Source organism: Pseudogracilibacillus sp. ICA-222130 (assembly GCF_037892545.1).
Taxonomy (GTDB): domain Bacteria; phylum Bacillota; class Bacilli; order Bacillales; family Amphibacillaceae; genus Pseudogracilibacillus.
Genome location: NZ_JBBKBG010000003.1, coordinates 90,436 through 106,206, shown reverse-complemented (window position 1 = coordinate 106,206; position 15,771 = coordinate 90,436). Strand labels below are relative to the sequence as shown.

17 protein-coding genes are annotated in these 15,771 nt (G+C 34.4%); all 17 read left to right on the top strand.

What is annotated here, in order from left to right; genetic code table 11:
* Window positions 1-6 precede the first annotated feature (6 nt).
* Complete coding sequence (flhA, locus tag WKT09_RS03145; protein ID WP_340414642.1) at window positions 7-2,040, top strand: flagellar biosynthesis protein FlhA; 2,034 nt, start codon at window positions 7-9, stop codon at window positions 2,038-2,040.
* A complete protein-coding gene (gene flhF / locus WKT09_RS03140; RefSeq protein WP_340414641.1) occupies window positions 2,037-3,152 on the top strand; it encodes a flagellar biosynthesis protein FlhF in 1,116 nt (371 codons plus the stop codon). Before flhA ends, flhF begins: the two co-directional genes overlap by 4 nt.
* Window positions 3,145-4,005: a MinD/ParA family protein gene (locus tag WKT09_RS03135; RefSeq protein ID WP_340414640.1), complete on the top strand. Its 861-nt coding sequence runs from the start codon at window positions 3,145-3,147 to the stop codon at window positions 4,003-4,005. The genes flhF and WKT09_RS03135 overlap by 8 nt, the downstream gene beginning before the upstream one ends.
* 6 nt (window positions 4,006-4,011) lie before the next feature.
* A complete protein-coding gene (locus WKT09_RS03130; RefSeq protein ID WP_340414639.1) occupies window positions 4,012-5,070 on the top strand; it encodes a CheB methylesterase domain-containing protein in 1,059 nt (352 codons plus the stop codon).
* Between the two features lie 119 nt (window positions 5,071-5,189).
* Complete coding sequence (locus WKT09_RS03125; protein WP_340414638.1) at window positions 5,190-7,211, top strand: chemotaxis protein CheA; 2,022 nt, start codon at window positions 5,190-5,192, stop codon at window positions 7,209-7,211.
* 13 nt (window positions 7,212-7,224) lie between these two features.
* Window positions 7,225-7,698: a chemotaxis protein CheW gene (locus WKT09_RS03120; protein WP_340414637.1), complete on the top strand. Its 474-nt coding sequence runs from the start codon at window positions 7,225-7,227 to the stop codon at window positions 7,696-7,698.
* A gap of 5 nt (window positions 7,699-7,703) precedes the next feature.
* Window positions 7,704-8,330, top strand: coding sequence for a chemotaxis protein CheC (locus WKT09_RS03115; protein WP_340414636.1), 627 nt, complete (start codon window positions 7,704-7,706; stop codon window positions 8,328-8,330).
* Window position 8,331: 1 nt separating this feature from the next.
* Window positions 8,332-8,829: a chemotaxis protein CheD gene (locus tag WKT09_RS03110; protein ID WP_340414635.1), complete on the top strand. Its 498-nt coding sequence runs from the start codon at window positions 8,332-8,334 to the stop codon at window positions 8,827-8,829.
* Between the two features lie 20 nt (window positions 8,830-8,849).
* Window positions 8,850-9,620 carry a FliA/WhiG family RNA polymerase sigma factor gene (locus WKT09_RS03105; protein WP_340414634.1) on the top strand — a complete coding sequence of 257 codons (771 nt, stop codon included), beginning with the start codon at window positions 8,850-8,852 and terminating at the stop codon, window positions 9,618-9,620.
* A gap of 244 nt (window positions 9,621-9,864) precedes the next feature.
* Window positions 9,865-10,173 carry a hypothetical protein gene (locus tag WKT09_RS03100; RefSeq protein ID WP_340414633.1) on the top strand — a complete coding sequence of 103 codons (309 nt, stop codon included), beginning with the start codon at window positions 9,865-9,867 and terminating at the stop codon, window positions 10,171-10,173.
* A 41-nt stretch (window positions 10,174-10,214) separates the two neighbouring features.
* On the top strand, window positions 10,215-10,688 hold the full coding sequence (locus WKT09_RS03095) for a DUF6115 domain-containing protein (protein WP_340414632.1): 474 nt from the start codon (window positions 10,215-10,217) through the stop codon (window positions 10,686-10,688).
* Between the two features lie 156 nt (window positions 10,689-10,844).
* Window positions 10,845-11,594 (top strand): 30S ribosomal protein S2, encoded by a 750-nt coding sequence (gene rpsB / locus WKT09_RS03090; RefSeq protein ID WP_340414631.1) that lies wholly within the window; start codon window positions 10,845-10,847, stop codon window positions 11,592-11,594.
* 106 nt (window positions 11,595-11,700) lie between these two features.
* Window positions 11,701-12,585, top strand: coding sequence for a translation elongation factor Ts (tsf, locus tag WKT09_RS03085; RefSeq protein ID WP_340414630.1), 885 nt, complete (start codon window positions 11,701-11,703; stop codon window positions 12,583-12,585).
* A 159-nt stretch (window positions 12,586-12,744) separates the two neighbouring features.
* Complete coding sequence (gene pyrH, locus WKT09_RS03080) at window positions 12,745-13,464, top strand: UMP kinase (protein WP_340414629.1); 720 nt, start codon at window positions 12,745-12,747, stop codon at window positions 13,462-13,464.
* Window positions 13,465-13,466: 2 nt separating this feature from the next.
* Complete coding sequence (frr, locus tag WKT09_RS03075; RefSeq protein ID WP_340414628.1) at window positions 13,467-14,024, top strand: ribosome recycling factor; 558 nt, start codon at window positions 13,467-13,469, stop codon at window positions 14,022-14,024.
* Between the two features lie 190 nt (window positions 14,025-14,214).
* Window positions 14,215-14,973 (top strand): isoprenyl transferase, encoded by a 759-nt coding sequence (locus WKT09_RS03070; protein ID WP_340414627.1) that lies wholly within the window; start codon window positions 14,215-14,217, stop codon window positions 14,971-14,973.
* Between the two features lie 15 nt (window positions 14,974-14,988).
* A complete protein-coding gene (locus tag WKT09_RS03065) occupies window positions 14,989-15,756 on the top strand; it encodes a phosphatidate cytidylyltransferase (RefSeq protein WP_340414626.1) in 768 nt (255 codons plus the stop codon).
* Window positions 15,757-15,771: the final 15 nt, after the last annotated feature.

Below are 15,771 nucleotides of genomic sequence, written 5' to 3'. Positions count from 1 at the left end.
TATTACATGAAATTACGAGATTTATCTGTCTTATTAGGTGTTATTTTAATTATTATAATGTTGGTCATCCCATTACCGGGATGGCTATTAAGTGTGCTTATTTTATGTAATATTTCCTTGGCGTTAATTGTAATATTAGTATCCATGAATATACAAGAACCTTTGCAGTTCTCCATTTTCCCATCTTTATTATTATTACTTACCTTATTTCGCCTCGGTTTAAATGTATCGACGACTAGATCTATTTTGGCAAATGCTGATGCAGGTGGAGTTGTTGATACTTTTGGATCTTTTGTTATTGGCAACAACCCCCTTGTAGGATTTGTAGTATTCATTATATTAGTCATTATTCAATTTATCGTTATTACAAAAGGTGCCGAAAGGGTTGCAGAAGTATCGGCACGTTTTACGTTGGATGCGATGCCAGGAAAACAGATGAGTATCGATGCGGATTTAAATGCTGGGTTAATATCAGAACATGAAGCGAAAGAACGTCGTGAAAAAGTAGAAAATGAAGCGGATTTCCATGGATCGATGGATGGGGCATCTAAGTTCGTAAAAGGAGATGCGATTGCAGGTATTATTATTGTGTTAATTAATATCATATTTGGACTTATTATAGGGATGGTTCAAATGGATATGTCATTTAATGAAGCGATAAATACGTTTATGCGTTTAACGGTTGGAGATGGTTTAGTGAGTCAGATTCCGGCATTACTGATTGCGACAGCTACAGGGATTGTCGTGACTCGTGTATCGACAGACGGAAATTTAGGCTCAGATGTGACAGAACAATTGTTACGTTATCCAAAACTATTATTTATTGCGGCAGGAACCATTTTTCTATTAGGTTTAACTCCTATTAACTTTATGTTAACGACGACGATTGCTGCTGCACTTGCATTAAGTGCTTATATGATGTTACGGAATACAAAAGAAGAAGATGAAGTGTTAGACGAGCAATTAGATGAAGAAGATAGTGAAAACATGAAAGCACAAGAAAATGTCGTAAGTTTATTAAGTATGGATCCAATTGAATTTGAATTTGGTTATTCCCTTATTCCACTCGTGGACGCGAGTCAAGGTGGAGATTTATTAGATAGAATTGTGATGATTCGTCGTCAATTAGCAATTGATTTAGGAGTCGTTATTCCAGTAGTACGCATAAGGGACAATATTCAATTAGCACCGAATGAATATCGATTAAAAGTAAAAGGAAATGTTGTCGCAGAAGGAGAACTATTGCTGGATCATTATTTAGCAATGACACCTGGAATTGATGACGATATGGTAGAAGGAATCGAAACGAAGGAACCGGCATTTGGTTTACCAGCAAAATGGATCAGTGAAGAGAAGAAAGATGAAGCAGAAATGTTTGGGTATACAGTGGTAGATCCACCATCTGTCGTTTCGACTCATATAACTGAAGTGTTAAAGAAAAATGCATATCAGTTATTAGGTCGACAAGAAACGAAGGAATTAATCGATCATTTAAAAGAAGAGTATGAAATTCTAGTGGAAGAAGTGACACCAGATCCTTTATCAGTTGGTGAAATTCAAAAAGTATTATCAAAATTATTACGTGAGAATGTATCGATTCGAAATTTGCCGGTCATTTTTGAAACTTTAGCAGATTTTGCCCCAATGACAAATGATACAGAATTGTTAGCTGAATATGTTCGCCAATCATTAGCGGTGCAAATAACGAAACAATATGTCGGAGATGGAAATACATTAAGTGTGATGACGATAGCCCCTGATGTAGAACAATTAATTAGTACTAATATTCAACAGACAGAACATGGCTCTTACTTAGCACTTGAACCTTCTATGCAAGAATCGATTATACGAAATGTCGTTTCTGAATATGAACGTATCGCACATCAAATGGATCAAGTTGTCATTTTATGTTCGCCTACCATTCGGATGTATGTGAAACAGTTAATCGAACGTTCCTTAGCCCATGTCGCTGTTCTTTCCTATAATGAATTAGAATCGAACATCCAAATTCAAAGTGTAGGAGTAGTGAATGTATCATGAAAATAAAAAAATATGTCGCTCATACGATGAAAGATGCAATGCAAAAAATACGAGCAGAATTGGGAACAGATGCAGTTATTTTAAGTAGTAAAGAGGTTAAAAAAGGTGGATTTTTAGGCTTTTTCGAAAAAAAGCAATATGAAGTAATTGCAGCAATTGAAAAACAACCGATACAACGTATACGTAAAGAACAACGAAGAGAAGTAGCCAACGTAACGTTTGAATCCAATCAAACGATAGAACAAGCACATATTTTATCCGAACTAAAAGAAATGAAAAGATTATTAGCATCACAAACTATTGAATCAAAAACCTATCCACCATTATATCAACCTTTGTTTACTTATTTAGAGAAACAATATATTGAACGCTCTATTTGTGAGGAATTAGTGGAACACATTTTAGAACAAACGAAAAATATACCTGATTTACATAAAGATCTATGGTACAAAGAGTTGCAATTATATATTACGGACACGATTCAAGCGAAAATACCATCTTCTATAACGACGGATAAGAAAATAATTCAGTTTGTTGGACCGACAGGAGTTGGAAAAACGACCACATTAGCAAAAATTGCTGCAATGTTCATGATGGAACATCAGAAAAAAATTGCCTTTATTACGACAGATACGTATCGAATTGCCGCAATTGAACAGTTAAAAACATACGCGAAAATTTTACATGTACCTGTTGAAGTTGCGTATTCGATGGAAGATTATGAACGGGCATTACAAAAGTTTGACTCATACGATGCAATTTTTGTTGATACGGCGGGAAGAAACTTCCGTGATGAGAAGTATGTGCAACCATTAAAAACGATGCTTTCAGATCATAACGATCAAGTCATTTCTTATTTAGTATTATCTTTAACAGCGAAAAATGAAGATATGATGGATATTTTTAAACAGTTTCAACTGTTCGGTGTGAAAGATATTATTTTCACGAAAATGGATGAGACATCCACTTATGGCCCAATTATTAATTTATTATGGACTGAAGATGTCAGGCTTGCGTATATGACAGATGGACAAGATGTCCCGGAAGATGTCATCATTCCATCCGCAGAACAAATAAGTGAGTTGGTCGTAAGTAGGGATCTGTATGAGTGATCAAGCAAAGAAATTACGACAAATGTTGCATCATCATGATAAAAAAGCAAAAACAATTAGTGTGGTAAGTGGAAAAGGAGGCGTAGGAAAGTCTAATACGTCATTGAATTTCGCTTTACAATTATTAGAATTAGATTTTAAAGTGCTATTAATTGATTTAGATATCGGTATGGGAAATATCGATATTTTAGTCGGGAATGATGCTAATTATTCAATTGCTAATTTATTTAACGAATTTTTGTCCATTAATGATATAATAGAACTAGGTCCAAATAACCTCCATTATATAGCTGGTGGGACGAGTTTAGAAGAAATTGTACATTTGCGGAACGAACAGTTGCAATTTTTCTTCGATGAAATGGAAAAAGTTATACAATTATATGATTATGTGATATTTGACCTTGGTGCAGGGGTAACAGAGGCGACACTATCTTTTATTTTAGCTTCTGATGAATGTATTGTTCTAACAACTCCAGAGCCGACAGCTATTACAGACGCGTATAGTATGATCAAACATATTATACAGCGAAACAATGCTTTACCTATGAACGTTCTCATTAATCGTTGTAAAAATGAACGCGAAGGTAAGCAAACGATGATGAAATTTACAAAAGTAATCGAACATTTTTTGCAAAAAGAGGTAAAACCAATTGGTATATTACCTGAAGATCCTATTGTGACGACTGCAGTAATTAAACAAGTACCATATACGATGTTGAATGAACGTGCTTCCGTATCAAAAGCAATGAAAATAATTGTTCAATCGTATGTCAGTGGAGATCAAGAAGATGCTCTTTCGGAAGAACGAGGTTCCTTTATATTAAGATTGAAAAAAATGTTAGGTAAAGGATAAGAAACGATGGATAAACTTACTGTTAGTCTCATAGGAACAAATGACAAAAAAGATATGAATGTAAAACAAGCAATAGAGACATGGGCAAATATTCATTCATTTATGAACATGAATGAAACGTATGTATTAGAAGCATTAACTTCAAACATGCCAGATGTAATTTTACTTTCTATTGATGTGACAGATGGATTATTGCAAAAGGTTATTGAGCGATATGGGCCAAGAACCATATTAATAGCAAATGATGATATATATGAAACGAAGAGAATCGTTTATGCTATTCAATTAGGTATTGCTCAATATATCAATATTCATCCATTAGAAGAAGTGGATAGTTCTTTATTGCAAACGAAGTTGAAGCGAGTATACAGATGTGAGAAATTAAGAAAAAGAAGAGTAAGTCGGAAGAAAGAGTCGTTCAAACAAGAAAAGCAGATGATGCAACCTATAATGGAAAATGTGTATCTAACTAGGGATAAGACAAATGTTCAAACGCTCGTTGCGATTGGTACATCGACAGGAGGTCCCCGTGCATTAGAAGTTGTAATACGTAATTTGCCCCGGGATTTGGATGTACCAATTTTAATTGTGCAACATATGCCAGAAAAATTCACAAAATCATTAGCGGATCGATTAAATCGAATTCATAAGGAAATACATGTAAAAGAAGCAGAACATTTAGAGACGTTAGAAAAAGGAATCGTCTATATTGCTCCAGGAAACTATCATATGGAAGTCCGAAAAAAACAACGAACCTTTTGTTTTCATATTCATCAGGAATATAATGATCGTCCACATCGTCCTTCTGTAGATGTTTTATTTCAGTCGATCGCATTGTTAAGGAGCGTAAATAAAGTAGCGGTTATTTTAACTGGAATGGGAAAAGATGGTGCAGAAGGAATTAAACGAATGAAACAATATGACGTACACACTACTGTTATTGTGGAAGCGAAAGATACGGTCGTTGTAAACGGAATGCCTCGTGCTGCGATTGCAACGAATTTTGCCACAGAAATTGTACCAATTGAACTAGTTAGTCAAACGATTTTGAAATATATTGTATAAATAAACGAAGTGATCCATAAAAATTGCATATTCGTCTAAATATAAATGTTAACACGTAGGAGAAGTATTCACTTATACATAGTGAAATGGAGCAGTTTGACAAAAAAGGGGGAACATAAATGGATACATCGCAATACATAGGTATTTTTATTGATGAAAGTACAGAACATTTAGATACACTGTATGAGCAACTGCTTGAATTGGAAAAAAATCCAACTGAAAAACAATATATTGAAGAAATATTTCGGGCTGCACATACATTAAAAGGTATGTCAGCGACGATGGGGTTTGAAGACTTAGCAAAATTAACACATAAACTAGAAAATATTTTTGATGGCATTCGTTATGATCGTTTAACTGTGTACACTGAAATGATGGACTTTTTATTTACAACGGTTGATGCCTTAAATGAAATGGTTGAAGATATTTCTAACGGTGGTGACGGGACAAAAGATGTAACCGAAATGATGGCACAATTAGATAAGTTAGAAAAAGGAGAAGAGCTCTCCGACGAATCATCTGGAACAACTAGTGTGGAAAATGCTGCCGAAATAGTCGAAACTACCAATGTTCAGTTAGATGAATTCCAATTAACTATTTTACAAGAGTCGAAAGATAAAGGATTTCATACCTATGAATTGTATGTACGGTTACGCGAAGATTGTTTATTAAAAGGTGCTCGGGTTTTTATGATTTTTGACATTCTGGAGAAGAGTGGGGAAATCATTTATTCTAATCCTCCTGCAAATGAATTAGAAGAGGAAAATTTCGATTTAGAGTTTCGAGTTATTTTTGTATCGAAGGAAGTAGCTACTGAATTAGAAGATAAATTGAAAAAAGTGTCTGAAGTAGATGAAATTACGATTACCAATTTTACGATCGAACAATCAGAAGCGGGAGCAAAAGAAAAACAAACTTCCGTGGAAAAGGAAGAACAACCGAAGGCGGAAAAACAATCTGGGAAACCAAAACAACAAAATAAACAAGCACCAGCAAAAACAATTCGTGTCAATATTGATCGTTTAGACGTACTAATGAATTTATTTGAAGAATTAGTAATTGATCGCGGTCGTTTAGAACAAATTTCTTTAGATTTAAATAATAACGAATTACAAGAAACGGTCGAAAGAATGTCTCGTGTTTCAAGTGATTTACAAAACATTATTTTAACGATGCGAATGGTACCGATTGACACCGTATTTAATCGATTCCCACGAATGATACGACAATTAGCTCGTGATTTAAAAAAAGAAGTTTCGATTGAAATTATTGGTGCAGAGACTGAATTAGATCGTACCGTTATTGATGAAATTGGGGATCCGTTAGTACATTTAATTCGTAATGCGATCGATCATGGTATTGAAATGCCAGATGAAAGAGAAAGAAAAGGAAAAGATCGCGAAGGAAAAATTACACTTAAAGCATATCATAGTGGAAACCATGTATTCGTGGAAATCGCCGATAATGGCGCAGGGATAAATAAACAGAAAGTACTTAAAAAAGCGTTAGAAAAAGGTGTGGTATCACCACAAGAAGCAGAATCATTAACAGATCAACAAATATATGAACTTATTTTAGCTAGTGGTTTTTCTACGAATGAAGAAATCTCAGACGTATCTGGTCGTGGCGTTGGTTTAGACGTTGTTAAAACGACCATAGAATCGCTAGGTGGTGCTATCTCCATCGACGCTGAAGAAGGTATCGGTTCTGTGTTTACTATTCAATTACCATTAACCTTATCTATTATTTCTGTTCTTCTCGTAGAAGTCGGAAAAGAAAAATATGCCATTCCATTATCATCCATTATTGAAACAGCAATTTTAAAGACATCTGATATGTATGATGCACATCATAATAAAGTAATTGACTTTCGTGGAAATGTTATTCCATTAACTTTTTTAGAGAATGTTTTCCAAGTTCCGAACGGTAAGCAAGAGGAAAGTGATGATGTATCGATTGTTATCATCCGTAAAGGGAATAAATTAACGGGACTTGTCGTAGATACATTTATCGGACAACAAGAAGTAGTCTTAAAATCTTTAGGTGATTATTTAACGAATGTATATGCAATTTCAGGTGCAACGATTCTAGGAAACGGTGAGGTAGCGTTAATTATAGATAGCAACGCACTGGTGAAATAGAGGAGGGACGATCATGACAGAGCAAACTTTATTAGAGAATAAATTAATCGTTTTTCAAATTGAACATCGTGAATATGCTATTTCTGTTCAAATGGTAGGATCTATTGAGAAGTTATTGCCTATTACAAGAGTACCGTCTACAGTTGATTTTATTAAAGGTGTTATAAACTTAAGGGGAATAATAACACCTGTTGTAGATTTGAAACAACGATTTTATGGGAAAGAAACCATTTTTACGAATGATACAAGAATTTTAGTCGTACATATGGAACATCTCACGATTGGTGTCATCGTAGACGAAGCAAATGATGTTGTAGATATTGATCCGACATTCATTGAGCAACCTCCTGAAACGATTGATTCGACAGAGGATGCACCATTTATTGATGGAGTTGTTCGGTATAAAGACCGTTTACTCATTTTAGTTGATTTAGAAAATGCGTTGGAAATGGATACCCTTAAAGCGGGCGAATGTAAAAAAGGTTGATACAGATGGCTAAAAAATTAACGACGATACAAAAAGATGTGTTGCGTGAGATTGGGAACATCGGGGCAGGTAATGCAACGACTTCCATGTCGCAAATGATTCAAAAAGAAATAACGATGGAAGTACCTTCAGTAAATATTGTTACGATTAATGAAATGATGGAGCTAATAGGGGGACCGGAAAAATTAATCGTTGCAATCTTTTTCCGAATTCAAGGTGAAATTACTGGAACGGTTTATTTCATTTTATCGTTAGAAGAAGCACAGTTTTTTATTGATCAAATGACACAAATGAATCAACTTAAACTGATGGATGAAAACAATCATTTGAATGAAATGGCTATGTCCATTTTACAAGAGATCGCAAACATTTTAACAGGATCTTATTTAACAGCTTTAGCAGATTTTACGGATTTGCACATGCTACCAAGTGTACCATATATAAGTGTTGATATGGCGGCTGCGACTTTAGTAACTGGTTTACTTGAACTTCAAACTGTAACAGACCATGCAATTATTATTAATACTAAAATACAGAGCATGACAACGGAAGATAGCATCAAAGGTCATTTCTTATTAGTCCCTGACCCAGATTCTATACAAAAATTCTTCCATGCGTTAGGAATTGAATAGGATGACACAAATTAAAAAAGTCGTAAAGGTTGGAATTGCGGATTTAAATATTGCAAAGTCACCAGATGTTATAAGGACTTCGGGATTAGGTTCTTGTGTCGGGGTGGTTGTGTATGATTTAAACGAACAAATTGCAGGTATGTCACATATTATGTTGCCGGATTCACAGTTAACGAAACAGACGTCTATGAATGCATATAAGTATGCAGATACAGCAATTGATGTGTTAATTGAAAAGTTATTAGCGCAACATGCGAGAAAATTATTTTTAAAAGCTAAAATCGCTGGTGGAGCACAAATGTTTCAAATGAATAGCACCTCAGATGTCATGCGTATTGGACCAAGAAATGTTGATGCTGTAATGGAACGTTTAAAGCGACACCAAATACCAATTGTTGCTTCAGATGTAGGTGGAAGTAATGGACGAACAATTGAATTTGATCCATCTACAGGGGAATTACATATTCGTACCGTAAGTAAGGACGAGAAAATTATTTAAAGTAATGGGGAGGAGTGGACGTGGAAGTGAAAAACTCCCAATATATACATGATTTATGGCAGCGATGGACTGCAGATAAAGAAAATGATGTAGCAGATGCGTTAATTGCTCATTATATGTACTTAGTTCAATATCATGTCGATAGAATTAGCAGTACATTACCCGATAATGTTGAAAAAAATGAAATAAAAAGTTTAGGTTTAATCGGTTTGTATGACGCGCTTCATAAATTTGATATATCTAGACAATTAAAATTCGATACGTATGCAACCATTCGTATTCGAGGTGCAATTATGGATGGATTACGAAAAGAAGATTGGTTGCCACGAGGTTTACGGGAGCAGACAAAACGTGTAGAGAAAGTTGCTGAAGCATTAGAACAACAATTACATCACACACCAACACCTAGTGAAATTTCTGAAGCATTACAAATGCCTGTTGAGGAAGTAGAAGATATACTGCAACATGCACTCGTTTCAAATATTATATCAATGGACCAAACAATAACGTCGAATAATCAAGAAGAAAAGGTATCACTCGGTGCGATGATCGAAGATGATACACTTCACTCTCCTGATGACGAACTTTTAAAAGAAGAGTGGAAGGCACAATTGATGGAGGGTGTGAAACAACTTAATGAAAATGAACAGCTTGTCATCAGTTTATTTTATGAAGAAGAATTGACATTAACGGAAATAGGGGAAGTTTTACAATTAACTACTTCAAGAATTAGTCAAATTCATAAGCGAGCGATTTTGAAATTAAGAAAAATCATTCAAAAAATCGCTTAGTATCCCTTCTACCCATATAGAGGTAGGTATATGAAAAAAATGAATGACTTTCAGATTCACATTTCGGAAAATAAGCTACAAGCTATTTTGTCGTTGCCAGAAGTAATGAAATGAATGAAATAAAAATAGGAGCTTGATATGTAAGGCAAAATGAATTGACAGTAAAAAACGACTCAAGAATATAGACATACCCATCTTTTTTAGTCCAATTGTTTAAAAACTGATTTTGAAAAGAGGAATATATATGGGGCATAAATCAATTGATATGCAAATTGCAATCCCAAGATCACAAGATGCAAGTCGTATACAAGATCAATTAATGAGGCAAGGACAACAGTTCCAAGATGCATTGACAGAAAAAGAATTAAAACAATCTAAATTAAACCAAACAAAGGTAAAGGTGCAAGAAGAAGTTCAATGGAACAATACAGATGAGAACGAACGACAAGAAAAAAAGCAAAGCGAGAAAAAAACACTAGAAGACGAACGAGAGAAAAATCTTACTGAAGTATCACATCCATATTTAGGAAATCATATTGATTTTTCACGGTAAGTATAGGACGTTAAGCTAGTTATATATTTTGAGGTGAAACAATGACATCATTTTTATGGATGATAAGTTTTTTGCTGCACATTATATTAATGTATGCAGTGTACAGTTTGTTTAAACAAGTGCAAGCGGAAAAAAACGCTAGAAAAGAAGAAATAGAATCTTTGCTAACGGAATTTATGCATGTACTTCATGAAGAAAATAATCATCTCATCCAATTATTAAAACAGGAAGATGGAGTGAAAGAAGCAAGGGAGAAAGCCACTTATAGAACAGATACAGTACAAGAAGATCACACAATGGAAGAACAAAAAACGGGAGAAAAATTAAAAGAAGATATTCGTTTTGGTTCCCTATTACAAAAGATGATAGAAAAAGAACAAGATAAAGTTGAAACTTCCTCAGAAGCTCGAATGATTCAAATGTATCAGGCTGGAAAATCAATTGAGGAAATCGCCCGAGCATTTGACCGTGGAAAAACAGAGGTGGAACTAATTGTGAAATTACATAAGAATTAACGTAAATTACTTGCTTAATTCATGTATATATGATAATTTAATCTATGGTAATAAAATAAACAATTACACACGTCTATTGATTTATATATAGGTGCCTTACAAAGGTCATATATGAAAATGATTTAGGCGGAGGAAAAACCAAAGGAGGAAATTACCATGTCAGTTATTTCAATGAAACAGCTGTTAGAAGCTGGAGTTCATTTCGGACACCAAACACGTCGTTGGAACCCGAAAATGAAAAAGTATATTTTTACAGAAAGAAACGGAATCTATATTATTGACTTACAAAAAACAGTGAAGAAGATTGAAGAAGCGTACAATTTTGTAAGACAATTATCTGAAGACGGAGGAACAGTTCTTTTCGTAGGTACGAAAAAACAAGCTCAAGAATCAGTGAAAGAAGAAGCAAACCGTTCAGGTATGTACTTCGTTAATCAACGTTGGTTAGGTGGTACATTAACAAACTTCCAAACAATTCGTAAACGTATTAACCGTTTAAAACAAATTGAAAAAATGGAAGAAGATGGTACGTTTGACGTATTACCTAAAAAAGAAACAGTAAACTTATTAAAAGAAAAAGAACGTCTAATTAAATTCTTAGGCGGAATTAAAGATATGAAAAAGCTTCCAGATGCATTATTTGTAATCGACCCTCGTAAAGAAGCGATTGCAATTGCAGAAGCTCGTAAATTAGGTATTCCTATTATCGGAATCGTCGATACAAACTGTGATCCAGACGAGATTGATTATGTGATTCCTGCAAACGATGATGCGATTCGTGCGGTGAAATTACTGTCAGGTAAAATTGCTGATGCAATCATCGAAGGAAGACAAGGTACAGAAATGGATGAAGCTGCTACAGAAGAAGTAGTAGTAGAAACAGAAGAAGTATCAACAGAAGAATAATTGTAAACAGTAAGAGGTGATAAGGGGACAACCTTTTATCACCTTTTTTACAGAGAACTTTATACATGTTTATTAAAAACATAAAAATTTTTAGGAGGACTGTACAATGGCAATTACTGCTAAAATGGTAAAAGAGTTACGTGAACAAACTGGTGCTGGAATGATGGACTGTAAAAAAGCATTACAAGAAACGAACGGAAATATGGAAGAAGCTATTGATTTCTTACGTAAAAGCGGTGCTGCAAAAGCTGCGAAAAAAGCAGGACGTATCGCTGCAGAAGGTACAACATCCATTGTTGTTAAAGGAAATGACGCAGTTTTATTAGAAGTAAACTGTGAAACAGACTTCGTTATGAAAAACGAAACTTTCCAAAAATTAGTTGCTGATTTAGGAGAGCATTTAGTGGTAAACAAACCAGCTAACTTAGAGGAAGCTTTAGGACAAACAGTTGAATCAGAAGAGAAAACGGTTCAAGAATATATTGATTCAGCAATTGCAACAATTGGAGAGAAAATTACATTACGTCGTTTTGAAGTATTAACGAAAACAGATGCAGATGTATTTGGTGAATATTTACACATGGGTGGACGTATCGGTGCGTTAGCATTATTAGAAGGTACAACAGATGAAGCAGCAGCTAAAGATATCGCAATGCACGTTGCAGCTGTAAATCCGAAATATGTTTCACGTGATGAAGTACCTGAAGACGAAGTAAACCGTGAAAGAACCGTATTAAAAGAGCAAGCATTAAACGAAGGAAAACCAGAAAACATTGTTGAGAAAATGGTAGAAGGTCGTTTAGGAAAATTCTTCGAAGAGATTTGTTTATTAGACCAAGCTTTCGTTAAAGATTCTGATGTGAAAGTGAAAAAGTTTGTGGCTGATAAAGGTGCTGTAGTTAAAGGATTTATTCGTTATGAAGTGGGCGAAGGAATCGAGAAGAAAGAAGAAGATTTTGCGGAAGAAGTTATGAGTCAAATTAAAAAATAATTTGATGAACGAATAAGGAATTCATCGTAAAACACGAACAATTTCACAGAAATAATGGGAGTTTATTTCACTATTTGTCAGATTGTTCGTGTTTTGCTGTATAAAATAATGACAATAAATGGATTAGATTAAATATTTCACTGTTTTTGGAGGTATAAAATGACAACACGATATCGTAGAATTGTACTTAAATTAAGTGGCGAAGCTTTAAGTGGAGATCAAGGTTTTGGTATTGAACCAAAGATTATTCGTTCGATTGCTGAACAGGTAAAGGAAGTAGCACAATTAGGGGTAGAAGTTGCAGTAGTAGTAGGTGGCGGAAATATTTGGCGAGGTAAAATCGGAAGTGAAATGGGTATGGAACGTGCCAATGCCGATTATATGGGAATGTTAGCAACTGTGATGAACTCATTAGCGTTACAAGATAGTTTAGAACAAATTGGAATTCCAACTCGCGTTCAAACTTCTATCGAAATGAGACAAGTAGCAGAACCTTATATTAGAAGAAAAGCTGTACGTCATTTAGAAAAGAAACGTGTCGTCATTTTTGCAGCTGGTACAGGAAATCCATACTTCTCTACAGACACAACAGCAGCTTTACGTGCGGCTGAAATTGAAGCGGACGTAATTTTAATGGCTAAAAATAATGTTGATGGGGTGTATAGTGCAGATCCAAAAGTAAATAAAGATGCTGTGAAATATGATAAATTAACCTATTTAGACATGTTAAATGAAGGGTTAGAAATAATGGACTCCACTGCATCTTCATTATGTATGGATAACGATATTCCGTTAATCGTATTTTCTATTACAGAAGAAGGAAATATTAAACGAGTTGTACAAGGCGAGGTACTTGGAACAACAATTAGGGGGAAATAATAATGACGAAAGAAGTGTTTTCTACATTAGAAGAAAAAATGCAAACAGCAATCCAAGCATTTTCACGTAATTTAGCAACGGTTCGAGCTGGTAGAGCGAATCCGAGTTTATTAGACAATGTTTTTGTTGAATATTATGGTGCTCCTACACCATTAAATCAATTAGCGCAAATTGGTGCGCCTGAAGCTAGAATGTTAGTGATTACACCGTTTGATAAAACGGCATTAGCTGACATTGAAAAAGCAATTCAAAAAGCAGATTTAGGATTAACACCCTCAAACGATGGAAATGTAATTCGCATTAATATCCCGGCATTAACAGAAGAACGTCGTAAAGATTTAACGAAAATTGTTGGGAAGTACGCTGAAGAATCACGTGTACAAGTTCGTAACATTCGTAGAGATGCAAATGATCAATTGAAGAAACTTGAAAAAGATGCGGAAATTACAGAAGATGAATTACGCACTTCTCAAGATAAAGTACAAAAAGAAACAGATCATTATATTGCTGAAATTGACCGTCTAGCTGCGGAAAAAGAAGCAGAAATAATGGAAGTTTAATATTTGTCGAAATATTTACAGTGGTAACGATGGAGTCGTTGTCACTGTTTTTTTATGGTATAATACAATAGTTGTGGATTGTACGTTTCAAATGAAAAGATTCTTTTATGTCGCAATTCACTAATAGATTGAGTATAATTTTAATAAGTAAATAGTAATATATGCTAGTTTAAAATGTGGAGGGCGATGAATGTCTAAGTGGATGCCTTTTTTTAATAAAAACGAAAAACAAATACAATCAGAAAAAATAGATAATGTACCATATCATGTAGCTATTATCATGGATGGAAATGGAAGATGGGCGAGTGAAAGAGGCCTTCCAAGAATTGCAGGTCATAAAGAAGGTATGGAAGTCGTTCGAAAAATTGTAAAAGAAGCGGTAGCACAAAAAATCAAAGTATTAACATTGTATGCTTTTTCTACAGAGAATTGGAAACGCCCGAAAAGAGAAATTGACTTTTTAATGCGTCTACCAATCGAATTTTCTAATAAATATTTACCAGAAATGATTGAAAATAATGTACGCATCAAAACAATTGGAGAATTTGATTCGTTGCCAGTACATACGAAACGTTCTATTTCACATGCAAAAGAACAAACAAAACAGAATGATGGTTTATTATTAAATTTTGCATTAAACTATGGTAGCCGTGATGAAATTGTCCGGGCAACCAAACAAGTCATTCAAGATGTTCATGATGGAACAATTGCTGAAACAGATATTGATGAAGCGATTATCGCAAAGTATTTGTACACAGAAGATGTACCAGACCCTGATTTACTCATCCGGACAAGTGGGGAACATCGATTAAGTAATTTTTTATTATGGCAATTAGCCTATGCAGAGTTTTGGTTTACAGATGTGATGTGGCCTGATTTTAACGAACAAATTTTTCTTGATGCATTAAAAGATTATCAAAAACGTAAAAGACGCTATGGTGGACTTTAAGGAGTGGACAAGTAAATGCAGCAGCGAATTGTAACAGCAATTATCGCATTAATTATATTAATACCAATAATTATATACGGAAATTGGCCGTTTATTGTCATGACGTATTTATTTGCTTTAGTAGGTTTGTATGAACTAATGCGCATGTTAAATCCAAAAAAGGGAATAGTATATACGGTTATAAGTGCAGGATTTTTACTAATTCTTCTAAATAACGAAGTGCAAAATGATGTGAAATTAGAGGCATTTGTACTATTTGCAATCATCCTATTTATCATAACAGTTTTAACGAAAAACAGATTTACCTTTCAACAGGCAAGCTTTTTGTTTTTAGCGACATTTTATATGGGGATATCTTTTCATATGTTAATCGAAATCCGTTTGCTTGGTCTTAATTATTTATTGTTTATTTTATTTACGATTTGGGCGACAGATTCGGGTGCATATTTTGTTGGAAGAAGTTTAGGGAAACGAAAGTTATGGCCTGAAATTAGTCCAAATAAAACAATTGGTGGGGCAATCGGTGGTATTGTAATAGCAATAATCGTAGCAGTCATTTTTCAAGTGATATATCCTTTTGATATCTCGTATACTATGGTAATGGTTATTGCATGTACGATTTCTATTTTTGGTCAGATGGGAGATTTAGTTGCCTCAGCTATTAAGCGTCAATATGGGATTAAAGATTATGGTAAACTGTTTCCAGGACATGGTGGTATATTAGACCGTCTCGATAGTTTATTATTTGTATTATTAATGTTGTTCGTTTTACCACTATTCTAAAAAAGTTTTAAAAGG

What these genes read in the sequence shown, in the direction of transcription:
- WKT09_RS03115 (WP_340414636.1), top strand. Translation starts at nt 7,704, where the DNA reads ATGGCTAAAAAATTAACGACGATACAAAAAGATGTGTTGCGTGAGATT.
- WKT09_RS03100 (WP_340414633.1), top strand. Translation starts at nt 9,865, where the DNA reads ATGGGGCATAAATCAATTGATATGCAAATTGCAATCCCAAGATCACAA.
- WKT09_RS03120 (WP_340414637.1), top strand. Translation starts at nt 7,225, where the DNA reads ATGACAGAGCAAACTTTATTAGAGAATAAATTAATCGTTTTTCAAATT.
- frr (WP_340414628.1), top strand. Translation starts at nt 13,467, where the DNA reads ATGACGAAAGAAGTGTTTTCTACATTAGAAGAAAAAATGCAAACAGCA.
- flhA (WP_340414642.1), top strand. Translation starts at nt 7, where the DNA reads ATGAAATTACGAGATTTATCTGTCTTATTAGGTGTTATTTTAATTATT.
- WKT09_RS03110 (WP_340414635.1), top strand. Translation starts at nt 8,332, where the DNA reads ATGACACAAATTAAAAAAGTCGTAAAGGTTGGAATTGCGGATTTAAAT.
- pyrH (WP_340414629.1), top strand. Translation starts at nt 12,745, where the DNA reads ATGACAACACGATATCGTAGAATTGTACTTAAATTAAGTGGCGAAGCT.
- WKT09_RS03130 (WP_340414639.1), top strand. Translation starts at nt 4,012, where the DNA reads ATGGATAAACTTACTGTTAGTCTCATAGGAACAAATGACAAAAAAGAT.
- WKT09_RS03065 (WP_340414626.1), top strand. Translation starts at nt 14,989, where the DNA reads ATGCAGCAGCGAATTGTAACAGCAATTATCGCATTAATTATATTAATA.
- WKT09_RS03125 (WP_340414638.1), top strand. Translation starts at nt 5,190, where the DNA reads ATGGATACATCGCAATACATAGGTATTTTTATTGATGAAAGTACAGAA.
- WKT09_RS03135 (WP_340414640.1), top strand. Translation starts at nt 3,145, where the DNA reads ATGAGTGATCAAGCAAAGAAATTACGACAAATGTTGCATCATCATGAT.
- tsf (WP_340414630.1), top strand. Translation starts at nt 11,701, where the DNA reads ATGGCAATTACTGCTAAAATGGTAAAAGAGTTACGTGAACAAACTGGT.
- WKT09_RS03070 (WP_340414627.1), top strand. Translation starts at nt 14,215, where the DNA reads ATGTCTAAGTGGATGCCTTTTTTTAATAAAAACGAAAAACAAATACAA.
- flhF (WP_340414641.1), top strand. Translation starts at nt 2,037, where the DNA reads ATGAAAATAAAAAAATATGTCGCTCATACGATGAAAGATGCAATGCAA.
- rpsB (WP_340414631.1), top strand. Translation starts at nt 10,845, where the DNA reads ATGTCAGTTATTTCAATGAAACAGCTGTTAGAAGCTGGAGTTCATTTC.
- WKT09_RS03095 (WP_340414632.1), top strand. Translation starts at nt 10,215, where the DNA reads ATGACATCATTTTTATGGATGATAAGTTTTTTGCTGCACATTATATTA.